Annotated in this window: 16 protein-coding genes and 1 pseudogene; 11 read left to right on the top strand and 6 right to left on the bottom strand. The window is 39.6% G+C overall.

Translation table 11 applies throughout. The annotated features are described in order from the left end of the window. The first annotated feature begins 1 nt into the window (after position 1). From P20480_RS05490 to P20480_RS18480, 6 genes and pseudogenes are all read left to right on the top strand, one after another. A complete protein-coding gene (locus P20480_RS05490) occupies positions 2–628 on the top strand; it encodes a molybdenum cofactor guanylyltransferase (protein WP_008131267.1) in 627 nt (208 codons plus the stop codon). Further along, positions 625–1,164 carry a molybdenum cofactor biosynthesis protein B gene (gene moaB / locus P20480_RS05485; protein WP_004587753.1) on the top strand — a complete coding sequence of 180 codons (540 nt, stop codon included), beginning with the start codon at positions 625–627 and terminating at the stop codon, positions 1,162–1,164. The genes P20480_RS05490 and moaB overlap by 4 nt, the downstream gene beginning before the upstream one ends. Before the next feature lies 1 nt (position 1,165). Then, positions 1,166–1,636, top strand: coding sequence for a cyclic pyranopterin monophosphate synthase MoaC (gene moaC, locus P20480_RS05480; protein ID WP_006794371.1), 471 nt, complete (start codon positions 1,166–1,168; stop codon positions 1,634–1,636). Beyond that, positions 1,614–1,913 (top strand): MoaD/ThiS family protein, encoded by a 300-nt coding sequence (locus tag P20480_RS05475; protein ID WP_006794370.1) that lies wholly within the window; start codon positions 1,614–1,616, stop codon positions 1,911–1,913. The genes moaC and P20480_RS05475 overlap by 23 nt, the downstream gene beginning before the upstream one ends. Next, positions 1,913–2,392, top strand: coding sequence for a molybdopterin synthase catalytic subunit MoaE (gene moaE, locus P20480_RS05470; protein ID WP_008131271.1), 480 nt, complete (start codon positions 1,913–1,915; stop codon positions 2,390–2,392). Before P20480_RS05475 ends, moaE begins: the two co-directional genes overlap by 1 nt. Further along, positions 2,393–3,050: pseudogene (locus P20480_RS18480) on the top strand (MOSC domain-containing protein). A 55-nt stretch (positions 3,051–3,105) separates the two neighbouring features. Here P20480_RS18480 and P20480_RS05465 read toward each other — a convergent pair. From P20480_RS05465 to P20480_RS05445, 5 genes are all read right to left on the bottom strand, one after another. After that, positions 3,106–4,365, bottom strand: coding sequence for a nitrate- and nitrite sensing domain-containing protein (locus P20480_RS05465; RefSeq protein WP_008131277.1), 1,260 nt, complete (start codon positions 4,363–4,365; stop codon positions 3,106–3,108). A gap of 252 nt (positions 4,366–4,617) precedes the next feature. Then, complete coding sequence (gene cobA, locus P20480_RS05460; protein WP_008131279.1) at positions 4,618–5,487, bottom strand: uroporphyrinogen-III C-methyltransferase; 870 nt, start codon at positions 5,485–5,487, stop codon at positions 4,618–4,620. 10 nt (positions 5,488–5,497) lie between these two features. After that, positions 5,498–5,851 (bottom strand): nitrite reductase small subunit NirD, encoded by a 354-nt coding sequence (gene nirD / locus P20480_RS05455; RefSeq protein ID WP_008131280.1) that lies wholly within the window; start codon positions 5,849–5,851, stop codon positions 5,498–5,500. Beyond that, positions 5,838–8,411, bottom strand: coding sequence for a nitrite reductase large subunit NirB (gene nirB / locus P20480_RS05450; protein ID WP_008131281.1), 2,574 nt, complete (start codon positions 8,409–8,411; stop codon positions 5,838–5,840). The genes nirD and nirB overlap by 14 nt, the downstream gene beginning before the upstream one ends. Positions 8,412–8,821: 410 nt before the next feature. Beyond that, complete coding sequence (locus P20480_RS05445; protein ID WP_008131282.1) at positions 8,822–9,058, bottom strand: hypothetical protein; 237 nt, start codon at positions 9,056–9,058, stop codon at positions 8,822–8,824. Positions 9,059–9,315: 257 nt separating this feature from the next. Between P20480_RS05445 and P20480_RS05440 the strand changes: the two genes are divergently transcribed. The 3 genes from P20480_RS05440 to P20480_RS05430 are packed head-to-tail and all read left to right on the top strand — an operon-like array spanning position 9,316 to position 12,945. Continuing rightward, positions 9,316–11,511, top strand: coding sequence for an LruC domain-containing protein (locus P20480_RS05440; protein ID WP_008131283.1), 2,196 nt, complete (start codon positions 9,316–9,318; stop codon positions 11,509–11,511). Beyond that, the gene (locus tag P20480_RS05435; RefSeq protein WP_008131284.1) at positions 11,511–11,966 is read left to right on the top strand and encodes a hypothetical protein; all 456 of its coding nucleotides are present in this window, start codon (positions 11,511–11,513) and stop codon (positions 11,964–11,966) included. The genes P20480_RS05440 and P20480_RS05435 overlap by 1 nt, the downstream gene beginning before the upstream one ends. Before the next feature lie 31 nt (positions 11,967–11,997). Beyond that, positions 11,998–12,945 (top strand): endonuclease/exonuclease/phosphatase family protein, encoded by a 948-nt coding sequence (locus P20480_RS05430; protein ID WP_008131285.1) that lies wholly within the window; start codon positions 11,998–12,000, stop codon positions 12,943–12,945. Positions 12,946–13,003: 58 nt separating this feature from the next. On the opposite strand, the gene P20480_RS05425 is transcribed toward P20480_RS05430, so the two are convergent. Then, positions 13,004–13,918 (bottom strand): glycosyltransferase family 2 protein, encoded by a 915-nt coding sequence (locus tag P20480_RS05425; RefSeq protein ID WP_008131286.1) that lies wholly within the window; start codon positions 13,916–13,918, stop codon positions 13,004–13,006. A gap of 206 nt (positions 13,919–14,124) precedes the next feature. Here P20480_RS05425 and P20480_RS19870 point away from each other — a divergent pair, with 206 nt between their 5' ends. Next, positions 14,125–14,754: a glycosyltransferase gene (locus P20480_RS19870; protein WP_008131288.1), complete on the top strand. Its 630-nt coding sequence runs from the start codon at positions 14,125–14,127 to the stop codon at positions 14,752–14,754. Further along, positions 14,755–15,279 carry a glycosyltransferase gene (locus tag P20480_RS19875; RefSeq protein ID WP_008131290.1) on the top strand — a complete coding sequence of 175 codons (525 nt, stop codon included), beginning with the start codon at positions 14,755–14,757 and terminating at the stop codon, positions 15,277–15,279. The last annotated feature ends 3 nt before the right edge of the window (positions 15,280–15,282 follow it).

Below are 15,282 nucleotides of genomic sequence, written 5' to 3' on the forward strand. Positions count from 1 at the left end.
AATGAGCAATAAAGCCGTGTTTACAGGGGTTGTACTCGCTGGTGGGCAATCATCCAGAATGGGCAGCGACAAAGCCAACCTCATTTTAAAAAATAAAACATTACTGCAAAATGCATGTGAGTTATTAACAGCTGCAGGGGCAAGTGATGTACTTATAAGCCGTAACGTACAAAGTGCTACTGCGCAATACATAGCTGATATATACCCAGGCTCTGGCCCGCTTGGAGGGATTTATTCAACCTTAATGGCAACAGAGCAAGATATACTTGTAACCGCTGTTGATATGCCATTGCTTACTTGCACGTTATTATCGCAAATTGCATCTGCAGCAAGCGATAACCCTTACTTTCAAACAAATCAGCCACAAATACATGCGTGGCACTTTGAAAATGAACCGTTACCCCTGTATATTCGTAACACCCAAAGCGTTAAACGTCATTTAAAACAATTACTCATAAACGTAAATAGTCATAAATCAATTAAACAGTTTACCCGTAGTATTGGTGTGCAAACGTTAAAATGTAATAAAGCGCATGCACTTGTTAATACCAATACACCGGCGCAATTTAAAGCTGTTAACGAACAATTTGACCAACACAAACCTAATTTATTGAGAAGAACCCTATGAGCCACACAACTGAGTCACAAATCGCATTAAACATTGCCGTAATGACAGTAAGCGATACACGCGATGAAATTACGGATACGTCAGGCCATTATTTAATTAAAGCCCTTACTGAAGCAGGCCATCACTTAGCGGATAAAGACATCGTTAAAGATGATGTTTATCAAATGCGAGCAGTTGCATCGCAGTGGATTGCCGATGACACCATTCACGCCATTTTAGTAACCGGTGGTACGGGCTTTACCGAGCGCGACTCAACACCAGAGGCATTTGCACCGCTGTTTGATAAAAGCGTAGATGGATTTGGTGAGCTATTTAGACATATTTCGTACGGTGAAATTGGTAACTCAACTATTCAATCACGTGCGTTGGCGGGCCTTGCCAATAACACCGTTATTTTTTGTATGCCTGGCTCTACGGGCGCATGTAAAACAGCCTGGACAGGTATTATAAAAGATCAGTTAGACTCAATGCATAAGCCATGTAACTTTGCCCCGCATATTACTATTGGTAAAAAATGCGAATCGCGAGAGCAATAATATGCTGAGCCACGTAGATGAAAACGGCCAAGCAAACATGGTTGATGTATCGTTAAAAGAGGTCACTCTGCGCGATGCATCCGCCGAGGCCTACATTAAAATGAGCAAACAGGCTTTTGAGCAAGTGTTGCTTAATCAAAATAAAAAAGGTGACGTGCTAGGCGTTGCCCGAATTGCGGGTATTCAGGGTGCTAAAAAATGCGCCGATTTAATTCCGCTTTGTCATCCGCTGGCACTGAGTAAAGTAGCCGTTGATTTTGAGCTTGATGAAGCACATAGCCAAATTAAAGTCACCAGCTACTGTAAATTAGCAGGTAAAACGGGCGTTGAAATGGAAGCACTCACCGCTGTATCTGTGGCGACCCTAACATTATTTGATATGTGTAAAGCCGCCGACCCGCTTATGGAAATACACGGTATGCGTGTAACGCAAAAAGCAGGGGGCAAGCATGGCAGCTGGCAGCGAGACTAATTTAAATAATACGAATGCAGCTGCAGGGCATGTTATCGTACTGTTTTTTGGCCAACTAAAAGAGCGGCTAAAGTGCGACAAGTTAACCGTTGATATAGCGCATACCCTTAGCATTAAAGCGTTTAAACACATGCTGGTTGAGCAAAATCCACATTGGCAAGCATGGCTTGAAGAGCGTGATGTATTGTGTGCGCTTAATCAAACTATGTCATCAAGCGATGAGCTTGTAAAAGCAGGGGATGAACTTGCTTTTTTCCCACCAGTGACAGGTGGCTAATGAGTATAAGCATTAACGTACAAACGCAGGATTTTTCAGTAGGCAAGCAACATGACGCACTTTGCAGTAATAACAAAAGTGATGGTGCCGTAGTGACGTTTACAGGGCTGGTGCGAGAATTTAGCAGCGGCGATAACGTAATCGCCCTTGAGCTTGAACACTACCCAGGGATGACTGAGCAACTACTGCAATCGATAGCCGAACAAGCACAAACACGCTGGCAACTTGCTCGTATAAGTATTATTCATCGAGTCGGTTATTTAGCCCTTGGTGAGCAGATTGTATTTGTTGGGGTAACCTCCCGCCACCGCCAAGCCGCGTTTGAAGGCGCACAATTTATAATGGATTACTTAAAAAACCACGCTACGTTCTGGAAAAAAGAGCATTTTAAAGACTCATCAAATTGGGTCGAGTTTAAACAGAGCGACAAGCAAGCACTAAATAAATGGCAAAGTATCGAACAGGATGCAATTAAGTAAATGCATATAATCTCTACCAATATTTCTAAAATAAAAACGGTCGTGCATAACGGCAAAGAGGTCAAAACCGGTATATTTAAAACGCCAACCAATGAGCCGGTTATTATTGAAAAACTAAATATAATAGGTGATGAACAAGCCGATTTAGTTAATCACGGCGGTATTGATAAGGCGGTTTATGCGTTTTCGCACAATCATTATGATTACTGGAAACGCACCCTTAAAAAATGATGATTTAGCAGTCGGTGCCTTTGGCGAAAACTTCACAATTTCAGAGCTTGATGAGAAAAATATTCATATAGGCGATCGTATTCGTGTAGGTACAGCACTACTTGAAGTAAGCCAGCCGCGAGTGCCGTGCTTTAAGCTTGCCATTGCACTTAATAATAAACAAAGCCTAAAACTGTTTACCCAGTATTACCACACGGGTGTTTATTTTAGAGTGCTTGAGCAAGGTGTTGCTAAAAGTGGCGATGCCGTGACTATTGAACATAAAGCCAAACACAACATTTCGGTTAAAACGTTGTTTCAGGCGTTTTTTGATAAACAATACCCAGATTATGAAAGCGTATTATTAGCAGCACTTGAACTCCCCGAGCTTGCACTTGAGTGGCAAACTAAAATTAAAAAGAAGCTTTCATTAGAACTTCACCAATAATTTATTTTAAAATTAAAAGGTGACTATGCGTGTTTGGCTCATTAGCCTTTTATTTTTACTCACACTCACTCAATTCAATTATTTTTTTAGCCACTGCATACAGTGAACTATGCGATTCCATTGCCTGTTTTTGAAGCTGTTTATGAGCGTGCTCTTCACTTATTTTTAACTGTTCTATTAAAATATATTTAGCTTGATGAATGACTTTTTGTTCGCTTATTAGCTGTTTGGCATCTAATAAAGCTTGGTTTATTTGTTTTATATGTTGTGCTTGCTCAAGTATTAAATCGTACATTGTTTTATTACTACTCAGCTTACTTACCGCCGAATTTGAAGGCTCACCTATTTTAAGAGCGAGTTGTCCATCTGAAACAGGAATATACTCTTGTTCTAGTGAGCTTAATATTTGCTTGTTTGAGTTAAGCTTTCGTTGAGCGCCAGCAATCCGCATCGCTGCGCTATCAATTAAATGGTCGCTAATATTTTGCTCAATTTTATGCATTATATCGATGCGAGTAGTCGTTACCTCATACCACACTTCACTTAACTGAGATAAAGGTTGTGCATTTTGGTCGTCTAGTTTTTGTAGCAGGCTTCTTAGTTGATCAACTTGTTTATTAACCGGGTGCTCTATAAGTGATGAGTAACATTTTAATAAATGATTGTCGGCGTATTCACTAAAGAAGGAAAAACGGTTTTCTTGTTCTTGCATAAAATGAGCAAGTTGCTGTTTTTGTTCGCATGAAAACTTACTTTCGGCAAAGGCTTGAGCGCCACAGGCACGCTCTTGTCCTGCATACTCTTTGCCTTGCATAAAGTTAAAATAAGCCACTAAAAGGCGAATAACTTGCGGATCGTTTGCACCATCGGCTGCTTCTAAAATTATATTTAACAAGCCGGCAATTAGGTTTGTAAATGACTGGGTAGCATGAACGGGTGTAATGTTTTGATTCGCTATTTGATAACGAAGCGAGGGTAATGCGTCGAGTGATTGCAAGCTATGAGAAATTAAATTATACAGCCTCGAATGACCATTCAAGGAGGTGTCGGTAATAAAAGTTGTTTTTAAAGAGTCATAAAAATAACGTTGGGTCGTTTGCGTTACCGTTATTTGCTCTTTAAGCTCGCAATTAAATTGTAGGCTTTTAGATGCTAAAAATATATTGCTCATAGCACGTTCTTTTTGCAATTGATGAACAAAGTCGCCTAATTTTGTTAACGACGCACAGCTATTTTGTAATTGTTTTAGCGCGTCTATTTCTTGATATTTAGCCGCAAGTAAAAATTGTTTTGTGAGAGGGTTTGCTGTTTGCATGGAGTTATTTCCGCACTTTTTTGTTTATGAAGTGCAACCTCTATTCCATATATGTAAAGATTTTATTATTCAAATTAAAATCAATTTAAAACAGCTGCTTGTGTATTACTTTAAACTAATAAAGTAAAAACAGATTTATTTTAGCAACACGAAAAGCCCCTTTTTGGTGCATTAAAAAAGAGTTTTGCCACACGGTGTACCGGTATTAAAAAACGCGCTTATTCCTGGGGAAGAATAAGCACGGATAGTGCGTTAAGCGTTAACATGTTGCACTAAAAGCGCTGGGTCAATATTCATTGTATGATTAACTACTTCACCAATGATAATGAGCGTTGGCCCCATTAACGTAGCTACTGATTCATTATTCGATATATCGTTAATAGACCCTGTTATTATTTTTTGGTTAGTTGTTGTTGCATTTTCTATTAAGGCAATAGAAGTGTTGTCGGGCCAACCTACTGATTTTAAGCCTTCACATAATTCGTTAAGCCTACTCAGCCCCATGTAAACAACAAGTGTTGGGTTGTTTTTACCTTGCATAAATGTGTAATTTTGCCAATTAGGTAACTTTTTAGGATCGGCAAATTGAGCGGTTAAAAAAGTTACACTGCGAGCTACATCACGAGCAGTTAAGGGAATACCTGTATATGCCGATGCAGCGCAAGCGGTTGTCACACCAGGAACAATTGCAAAACTAATATTATTTTGTGTTAGCGCGTCAGCTTCTTCATTTATACGAGCAAAAATGCTCGGGTCGCCGCCTTTTAAGCGCACTACATTTAACCCTTGTTGAGCATACTTAACTAAAAGATCACAAATATTCGCTTGCGACATAGAGTGTTTACCAGCGCGTTTGCCTACGAATACTCGCTGTGCTTTTTTAGGTAGTGTGTTTAGTAAATCTTCACTTACTAGCCAGTCATACAAAATAATATCGGCAGATTGAATTAATCGCTGAGCCTTAACCGTAATGAGTTCGGCATCGCCTGGGCCCGCACCAATAATATAAACATGGCCATTTTTAGCTTTTTTGTCGGTAAACTTAACCACACTGGTTAGCTTGTTAATTACTTTGTTTAACCAGATGTTTTCAACATCCGAAAAATAAGAGAGCACACTCATAATTATTCCTCTAAGCTACAGCTGCTATTGCTTTAGGCTCAGCGTTTATAAATACGTTGCCGTCTTCAATTTTAATATCAAACACGGGGACTTGAATTGACTCATCTTCAAGACATTGGCCTGTTTCTAAACAAAAATGCTGTTTATATAAAGGTGAAGCCACAACAAATTTATTACTGAAAGAGCCTATAATTCCGCGCGATAACACATTCGCTTTACCGATAGGATCATAGTTACCGACTGCGAATAAAGGGCATTCATTTTGTGGTAGGTAAAAAATAGCCACTTGTTGGTTTTTAACTAGTGCGCATACGCCGCTGTTAGCAACAAGGCAATCGGTTGCTCCAATATTATGCCAAGACATCAGCTTGCTCCTCTTGTATTTCTGTTACTGCAATTCGGTTTTGAGTTATCTGTTGTTCGCGTTTTTCAGCGTCTGTGGCTGGGCGAATTTGATTACGTTCTTGCACAAACAAAATGTTGTCATCGGTTTGTGGGCTATTAACAAATTGGCGAAAGCGTTTTGTTGCTTCTGGATTGTCTACTGTTTTTTTCCACTCACATGCGTATGTATTCGCTACCAAATCCATTTGTTCTTCAAGCTCTTGGCAAATACCTAAACTGTCGTCAATCACTACACTTTTGAGATAATCAAGGCCGCCCTCTAAGTTCTCCATCCATACTGAAGTACGCTGTAACTTGTCGGCGGTTTTTATGTAAAACATCAATACACGGTCAATGTATTTTATAAGCGTGGTTGTATCTAAGTCGGTAGCAAATAAGTCTGCATGGCGAGGGCGCATGCCACCGTTACCACACACGTATAAGTTCCATCCATTTTCAGTTGCTATGATACCAATGTCTTTACTTTGTGCTTCAGCACATTCGCGGGTACAGCCTGACACTGCCATTTTTATTTTATGAGGAGAGCGCAATCCTTTATAACGGTTTTCGATATCGATGGCATGACCTACACTGTCTTGTACGCCATAACGACACCATGTACTTCCTACGCAAGACTTAACCGTTCTCAGAGATTTACCATAAGCGTGACCTGTCTCAAAGCCAGCATCAATCAGTCTTTCCCAAATAACAGGCAGCTCTTCTAAACGTGCACCAAATAAATCGATGCGTTGTCCGCCAGTCACTTTACAATAAAGATTAAAGTCTTTAGCTACTTGACCGATGACAATGAGTTTGTCGGGTGTAATTTCACCACCAGCAATACGCGGTACAACAGAGTAAGAGCCGTCTTTTTGCATATTGGCAAGGAAGGTGTCGTTTGTATCTTGAAGACCTACATGTGTTGGCTCTAGGATAAAATCGTTCCATGTTGAGGCTAAAATAGAGGCCACTGCGGGTTTACATATTTCACAGCCATGGCCGCTGCCATGTTTAGCTATTAAATCATCAAAAGTTTTGATGCTTTCTACTTTAACCACATGGAGTAATTCTTGACGCGAATACGCGAAGTGCTCACAGAGGTGATTATTTACTTCAACGCCTCGACTTGCCAGTTCGTCGTCAACTACCGATTTAAGTAACGCTGCACAACCACCGCAACCGCTGGCAGCTTTGGTGCATGATTTAACTGAGGCTAAATCGCATGAGCCACCATCAATAGCTCCAACAATGTCGCCTTTACTCACGTTATGACACGAACAAATAGTGGCTGTATCGGGTAGGGCGCTGCCCGCAAGAGAAGGGGCGCCGGCGCTATCTGGTAAAATTAAACATTCAGGGTGCTCTGGTAAGTCCATGTCGTTTAACATGTATTGAAGTAGCGTATCGTAATCACTGGTATCGCCAACAAGGACAGCGCCTAAAAGCTTATCGCCAGTTTCATTTAATATAATTTTTTTGTAGCAATCTCTAATTGGATCTTGATAAATGAGCTCTTTGCAGTTGGGCGTTTTTGCATGCGCATCACCAATAGATCCTACTTCTACACCTAATAGTTTTAATTTAGTGCTCATATCTGCACCTAAAAACTCAAGCTCGCCGCCACTTAGCTGGCTTGCTGCAACGCGAGCCATGTTGTAACCCGGCGCCACTAAGCCAAATAACTTTTTGTCCCATAGGGCACATTCGCCAATAGCCAAAATATCAGGGTCTGATGTTTGGCACTGGTTATTGATAACTATACCGCCACGCTCCCCAAGCTCTAGATCAGCCACTTTACCTAGCTGATCATAAGGACGAATACCGGCAGAGAATAGAATTAAGTCGGTTTCTAAATAAGTGTCGTCTGAAAAGTTTAATCTAAAGCGGCTAGTTTCACCTTTAACTATTTCGCTGGTCGCTTTTGATGTATGAACAGTCACACCCAGTTTTTCTATTTTATTTTTTAATAGCGTGCCGCCTTGCTCGTCTAGCTGGACAGCCATAAGCTGCGGCGCAAATTCAACAACATGTGTATCAAGTCCTAATTGTTTAATGGCGTTCGCGGCTTCAAGTCCTAATAAACCACCACCAATAACTACACCACTTTTACTGGCTGCGGCACTGGCTTTTATTTGCTCTAAATCCTCTAGGGTGCGATAAACTAAACAATGTGGTTGATCGTTTCCCTTAATTGGCGGGACAAACGGGAACGAGCCCGTAGCAAGTACAAGCTTATCGTACGGGTATTGATCGCCTGTTTGAGTATTAACAACTTTGTTTACTCTATCTATGCCTTCAACCCATTGGTTAGTGAATACATTAATATTGAGTTGTTGATAATTTTCTAAAGTTGTTAGCGCTAAATCGTTTGCTGTTTTACCATCAAATACGCTTGATAAATAAACACGGTCGTAAGCTAAATTTGCTTCACCACACAAAACGGTGATGTTTGCGTTAGCATCGCTTTGGCGCATTTTTTCTACAAAATGATGTCCGACCATACCATTGCCAATTATTAGTATTTTTTGCGCGGTTTGCATTAGGCATTCCTTCAGTGACGGTTTAAATTTTACACACAAAAAAGCCCGTCACAATTGTAATTAAATACAATTGTGTACGGGCCTCTTTGCCTCTGGTTGCTTTTTCAACCAATATGTATGCCGTTAATTAACGTGCTTAGTGTTCAATAAAGCAATAACCTAGCCATAACTTTAAGCTGTTGATTAATAGTTATATTAATGTGCTTTTAGGATTTAGAGATTTAAAAACGAACACTTTAGGTGCAAGGTTAGTACTAATTAGTGCAGTAAAAAATATATTTAATGTTTTGAAAATGAGTGAGAGTTATCCCCATTGTTTTGTTAAATTGTGGGAGCTACTCATATGGGTGTGTTGCGTGCAACATCCATTTAACCAGTGATAAGCGCTAACGTGTTTTTTAGCTATGTAGTTAACTATTAATGAAAGCGAGCAGGGTAATCATAGTTATATAGAAGCCAACGCCTAGCGCAATAACCGGCACTACTTTATTGGATTTCCTTTGTTTAAAACTAGCATAATCTTTAAATTCCATTTTATAGCTTCCAAACGTTGTCACTTTTAACAGCATACAACCTGTTGCATAAAACAAGAAACCGAAGGCTGTTTCAATTAAAAGCCATAAAAATATATCTGTAACAATGCTCATTTTTCCCCCTTAATCAAAAGCTCAGCTAATTAGCGTAAACCAATAATAGTAAAGCATAGTTATTGGTAAAAAATAATACTTAAATTGTAAGTAAACATGCGAGTGTATTCTCTCACATTTTGCAAAATGCAAACTTGTCAATTGCAAACTGCATTAGGATTATACTGAATTTATTTTATTTATAATAAATTCATAAAGTTAAGTTTTGGAATAGACCCTGCAACAGTTTAATTACTTAACTTTTTAAGGGCTAAATTATGAAACTAAATAAACTTGCAACAGCATGCTTAGTTATATTTCCATGCGCTGTGCTCAGTCAACCATTCGAGTCCTGCCCTAGCCAGGCATTTTTAATGCAAGATGCTAACGCGCAACTATACGGAATAGATTTAGTTTCAGCTAAACCTACCGTTTTAGCATCGCAGCTAACGTTCGCTAACGAATTAAATACTAACAGCGTTAATGCAGTCGGTTTTAATTATAAAGATCAATACATGTACGGTTACAGTAAGCAAACGCCTGGTAGCGTAGTGCAGCTTGGCAGCAACTACGAAATGAAGCGGCTAAACGTACAAGGTTTACCTGCCACTAATTTTTATGTAGGTGATATACAAGTTGTAGGTGAGGGCAATGACCAACGAGCTACCTATTATGTTTATCATCCTAACTTTGGCCTATATGGTATTAATTTAGATGGTGACTTAGATGCATCTATTACGGCAAGTTTGTTAACCAATACAAATACTTGGAAATTGTCTATTTATGACTTTGCCTTTCACCCAACTAGTAACCTTTTATACGCGGTTGAGCCAAATGGCAATTTATACGAAATAGATATTGCAGCAAATACCCATACGTTAATTACTCAAGTTGATGTAGGCGATGATACTGGCGCATTTGGCGCGGCTTATTTTGATGTGAAGGGCCAGTTTTATTTTAGTAACAATAAAAGCGGTAAAATCCATAAAGTTGATTTAAGTGTTAGCCCAGTCGTTGGCTACACCCCGGTGGCAAATGTGTTTACATCGGGGCCTAAATCAAGTCAAAACGACGGTGCGCGCTGTGCCATTGCCGAAGTAAAAGTAACTGATAGCTCAATTGATTTTGGTGACGCGCCAGCGCCTTACAACACAAGCCTTGAGCAAAGTGGCGCAAGGCATTTATTTGACCCGAATAGTACCGGCTCAGATTTAATTTATTTGGGAAGCTCGGTGGATGGTGAAAACATTAATACCAATTCCGATTTACTATTGTCTCCTATTGACGATTCAGACGATGGCGTAAGTTTTGTAACGGCGATTTCGGCAGGGCAAGACTCGCAAATTATTGTTAACGCGTCTACTTCTGGCTTTTTATATGCGTGGTTTGATTGGGACCAAAATGGCCGTTTTACTGAAGACGAAAGAATGGTAACTAAACGTGCCATAAATGAAGGCGATAACAGCATTTTAATCACGGTGCCAAGTAACACTAAAGCGGGCCAAACATGGGCTCGATTCAGAGTCACCGATGGCACAGAGGCGTCGCTGATCACGGCAACAGGCGGTGTGCTGGGCGGCGAAGTAGAAGATTACGAAATTACCACTTATGCAAGCGCTGTTTACCCTGGCGAAAATGACTGGGTAACCCTTGCATTTGAGGATAGATGGCCGTTTGCAGGTGATTACGACTTTAATGATCTAGTGCTCAATTACAGAACCACACAGCTTATGGAAGGGAGTAATGTGGTTGGCTATAAAATAGATGGTCAACTAATTGGTATTGGAGCCACATACCATAATGGCTTTGCTGTGAGATTAAAAGAAACTGTCAATAATACCACTCACACTATTTTACGAGACGAAGTAGATGAAGATGCAATTAGCTTTATTATTGACGGGCAACCGCAAACAGCGAGTCCTTTGGAGGCAGGTAGAAACGAAGCCATCCTCATTTTCATGCAAGATACCTGGGCTCACGTTTCAAAAGAGTCGGGCTGTAGTTACTTTAGAACAGAAGATAATTGCGATGAAAACGTTAAAGTTACCTTTAGCATGAGTATTCCTTTAAAAGAACCAAAAGCGAAAAGTGCATCTCCCGGTACGCTGCTTGATCCGTTTATTTTTGCAACTGATGGCTTTTACCACGGCGATTTTTTAGTCGGTAAAAACGCCCGAGGCTGGGAAGTACACATTAAAAACCAAGCACCAACTGAAGCGTTTGATACATCACTCTACAGCGTTACAAACGCAGATGATGCCAGCGTACAAAGCAATGGCTTGTATTTTCTTAACGAAAACGGTTTACCGTGGGCAATGGAGGTCGGTATGCAATGGCTGCATCCCCTTGAAGGGGTAGACATAACCGACGCTTACGGAAGTTTTGCAGAGTTTGCTCAATCATCGGGTAAACAAAAGCCAACGTGGTTTAACGATTACAGTATTAGTAATGTTGTTGTAAGAGGGGAACAATAATGAAAAATACACTATTAATTTTATCACTATCAATAGGGTTAACAGCATGTGGCGGCGGTGGTTCAGAAGAGACAAAAGCACCAGCAGTCGCGACGGTATCTTCTACCTCTACACCAGCAAATAATCCAACTGGGATTAACGCAATTACTGTTGATAACGAATTTAATTTATCTACTAAATATTCACTTGATGTTGATGTTGACCTGGGGATGGGCGATGTAAGAGCTTACTTAAATGTGTGCCAAACAAAGATGGCATCTCAACGAGCAGATTATAACAACTGTATTTACAGAGGGCCTCTTAGTAATACCGCTCTCGATACGCAATTAGTGTTAAGCAATCAAGATATTGAACTGATTGCTGAAATTTGGTTTTACGATGAGTCGACCGAGCCGCTTTTATTCACTTGGCAGTACGAACCTGCTCAAGCACAACAACAGTTTGTTATCCGATAATAATTATTAAAATGGTTAGGTTTAAAAAGTAATGTCAAATATCCCAGAAAGTAATAATCCGCACTATTTAGTTTTGCGGATTATTTTTATATGTGCAGCAGCCGTATTTATCTTACTCGCGTTTAATCCCTTCACTAGCTTTTATGCCGATGTGTTTTCATCTTTACGAATACAGATGTTAATTGCGGCGTTGATGTGTGGGTGCGCACTTATGTTGTTAAAGCTGTACAAATTATCTGCAGTGGTGATCCTACTTTGCGCGCTGGGGCTAGGCCCTATTTTGGTGTCTTTTCCCGTAACATCGCCTGTTAATTCAGAGGCTTTATCAATCAAGCAAATTAATGTTAATTATAGTAATAAATACCTTTCAACACATTTACTGAGTTTGCGTGATGAAAATTGGGATGTGCTTATTTTACAGGAGTTTAGTGATAAAAATCGCCACCTGTTAACTCAATTTATAACCACTACCGACATGTTTGGCTATGAGGAGGTTGAGGGAATACCCTATGGTATGGTTGTTTTATCGCGAATACCTATGGTTTATAAGCAACAAGTTAAATTAGATGGCGACAAGTTAGGGTATTTAAAACTAAAGTTTATGGTGGGTAATACGGTGTTGACTACGTTTATTGCGCACCCGCCTTCACCGCGCTCTAAACGTCATTGGCAAAATAGAAATACGCTATTAGCGGCTTTAAAGCTTTCAACACAAAATGAAAAGGGCGCATGGCTCGTTGCAGGGGATTTAAATGTAGTACCTTGGTCTTCATATTTTGAGTGGCAGCAAGCTCAAACCTGCTTTGGGCAACATCGATACTCAAGCTTTATGCCTTTTAAAAAAGGGCACTCTATTTTGACTGGCTTACCTATAGATCACTGTGTAATGAGCGAACAAGTTTTATTACAAAGCCTATTAGTCACGGACTTTAAAGGCAGTGATCACAAAATGTTAAGCTATAAAATAAGTCTAAAATAAAAGGCGCTCAATATAATAAGCGCCTTTTTAACCTTAGTGTTTTACATGTATTTTAAATTTATTTAATAGACTGTTTTATGTCATGTACTAAGTGTTGAAGATTTCGCCTATGGGGAAACAATAAAAATGCAGCAGTGGCTAAGCAAAAAGCTTTAAACTTATAACCTATTTCTCGGTAGTATTCGCTATAACATTCGAGCATTCTGGCTTTGGCTTTAAACCGAGAAACCACGCCAATATCGTTTTTACAGCGATCTATTATTATTTGCATCGCAGTTAAACGGTTTTGTCTGTTGGCAGTAATAGAGCCTGCTCTCATTAAATAGCCCATTGATACCTGATTCGTAAAAGCCACATTACCAATACGTGCTAATTTAAGCCAACAATCCCAATCGCTTGCGCTATTGAGTGATTTATCAAACTTACCTACATAACAAATGGCTGATTTTTTCACCACAACAGACGAGGTACCTATAACGTTTGCAAACAGCAGTAAATCCATTGGTGATTTAAGGTTTTGGTAACCCTCAGTGTTCCAATTAATAAATTTTGTAAACTCAGGCCAATAGGAAAAACAATCAATAATGGGTTCGTACTGCTCATTAACATGCATGTAATTGGTAAAGCTCAGCACACAATCACGATTATTTTGCATGTAGGTAACCTGGTTAAATAATTTATCTTCAGTCCAGTAATCGTCAGCATCTAAAAAAGCAATATAGTCGCCTTTGGCAAGTTCAATGGCTTTATTTCTGACACTAACAACCCCGCAGTTTTGCTGCTTTATAACACGCATATTAGGAAGTGATTGTTGTAACTTATTTAACCATTCAACGCTTCCATCAGTTGACCCATCATCAATAATAAGTATTTCACACTCAATATTATGCTGCCTAACAACGCTTGAAATAGCCTTTGCCAAATACTGCTTACAGTTAAAGTTAGGAATAATAACGCTTACCTGAATACTCATAGTACTCACCTTTTGTGTTTTTCATTAACGTTAACTACGCAAGATAAGCGCCAACCGTTAATAGGCATTTGCGGGCTGTTTTTTGTTTTATGATTTGCAAATTGCGATAAGCCTTCGCAAATTGACTTTTTATAAGGGGTTTTTAGCGTTTTATGCCGGGCACAGATTTTGCGATGTAATCGTTAAGTTTATTAGGAGTTTTAACTATGAAACATATTGGTATCGTTGTCCCTAGCTTCCACATACCTTCAGAAACGTTTGTTGTAACTGAAATTAACGCGCTGGTGAATGCAGGGCATAGAGTGACCGTACTGACGTTTGAAAATTTAAATTACTGTGTTCATTTAAATAAAAATGTGCAGGTGATTGTTATTAAAAAATCAACACCATCGGCAGTTAATACACTACTTAAAAGCCCACTAATGGCGGTAAAAGGCGGTGTTATTGCAAGTCGTTTTAAGTCTATTTCGGTCATGTCTTTAATGGGCTATGGGTTAAATATTGCTGAAATTATTCGTACAAAAAAAATCTCTCATATCCATTGTCATTTTATGCATGCACCACTGGCTTACTCCATTATCGCTAGCAAAATAGCCGGCGTGAGTGTGTCATCCATTGGCCACGGTCACGATGTTTATGTGAATGATGATGATTTAAAGCTTAAATTATCGTTGTGCGACTTTTCAGTTGCGGTATGTAAAGACATGGCTGTAAAACTCAGTAAATACAGCGCAGGAAAAATACAGCTACTGCATTGTGGTATTGATTTGAGCTTGTTTAATAATAAACCAAATCGATTAACAGAATCGGTTAACCTATTTTTGTTGGTCGGTTAATTGAGAAAAAAGGGATTACAATTTTTTACTTCCGGCAATCAAAAAAAATTAGCAAAAAAACATTCAATCACACTGGATATAGTAGGCGATGGCCCTTTACTTAATGACCTAAAATATTTTTGCGAACAGCTAGGCATTACGAATGAGGTCAACTTTTTAGGCTCGAAAAGTCCACAGTGGTTAGCAATAAACACCAGCAATTATTCGGCTTTAATTGCGCCGTTTTGCGTGTCTAAAAATGGCGATCGCGACACGGGGCCGGTTGTACTTAAAGAAGCCATGGCCAGCGGTATACCTGTTTTAACTACTGAGCTAATGGGTGCAAAAGAAATTGTAAATGACGATGTTGGCGCTAAATGTGCGCCTTCAAGCATTACTGGTATTGAGCAAATGCTTAATGACTTTTGTGCACTAACGCCTTACCAGCGCTACGAAAAAGGGCTAAATGCAAAAAGGTTAGCGACAAAACGCTTTAATGCAAATTCGCAAGCCAAAAAGTTATCTCACTGGGTTCAAGGGATATAGGTG

This window comes from Pseudoalteromonas sp. BSi20480 (assembly GCF_000241365.1).
Classification (GTDB): Bacteria; Pseudomonadota; Gammaproteobacteria; order Enterobacterales; family Alteromonadaceae; genus Pseudoalteromonas; species Pseudoalteromonas marina.

Coding starts and splice junctions, on each gene's coding strand:
- P20480_RS05490 (WP_008131267.1), top strand. CDS start 2: ATGAGCAATAAAGCCGTGTTTACAGGGGTTGTACTCGCTGGTGGGCAA.
- moaB (WP_004587753.1), top strand. CDS start 625: ATGAGCCACACAACTGAGTCACAAATCGCATTAAACATTGCCGTAATG.
- moaC (WP_006794371.1), top strand. CDS start 1,166: ATGCTGAGCCACGTAGATGAAAACGGCCAAGCAAACATGGTTGATGTA.
- P20480_RS05475 (WP_006794370.1), top strand. CDS start 1,614: ATGGCAGCTGGCAGCGAGACTAATTTAAATAATACGAATGCAGCTGCA.
- moaE (WP_008131271.1), top strand. CDS start 1,913: ATGAGTATAAGCATTAACGTACAAACGCAGGATTTTTCAGTAGGCAAG.
- P20480_RS05465 (WP_008131277.1), bottom strand. CDS start 4,365: ATGCAAACAGCAAACCCTCTCACAAAACAATTTTTACTTGCGGCTAAA.
- cobA (WP_008131279.1), bottom strand. CDS start 5,487: ATGAGTGTGCTCTCTTATTTTTCGGATGTTGAAAACATCTGGTTAAAC.
- nirD (WP_008131280.1), bottom strand. CDS start 5,851: ATGTCTTGGCATAATATTGGAGCAACCGATTGCCTTGTTGCTAACAGC.
- nirB (WP_008131281.1), bottom strand. CDS start 8,411: ATGCAAACCGCGCAAAAAATACTAATAATTGGCAATGGTATGGTCGGA.
- P20480_RS05445 (WP_008131282.1), bottom strand. CDS start 9,058: ATGAGCATTGTTACAGATATATTTTTATGGCTTTTAATTGAAACAGCC.
- P20480_RS05440 (WP_008131283.1), top strand. CDS start 9,316: ATGAAACTAAATAAACTTGCAACAGCATGCTTAGTTATATTTCCATGC.
- P20480_RS05435 (WP_008131284.1), top strand. CDS start 11,511: ATGAAAAATACACTATTAATTTTATCACTATCAATAGGGTTAACAGCA.
- P20480_RS05430 (WP_008131285.1), top strand. CDS start 11,998: ATGTCAAATATCCCAGAAAGTAATAATCCGCACTATTTAGTTTTGCGG.
- P20480_RS05425 (WP_008131286.1), bottom strand. CDS start 13,918: ATGAGTATTCAGGTAAGCGTTATTATTCCTAACTTTAACTGTAAGCAG.
- P20480_RS19870 (WP_008131288.1), top strand. CDS start 14,125: ATGAAACATATTGGTATCGTTGTCCCTAGCTTCCACATACCTTCAGAA.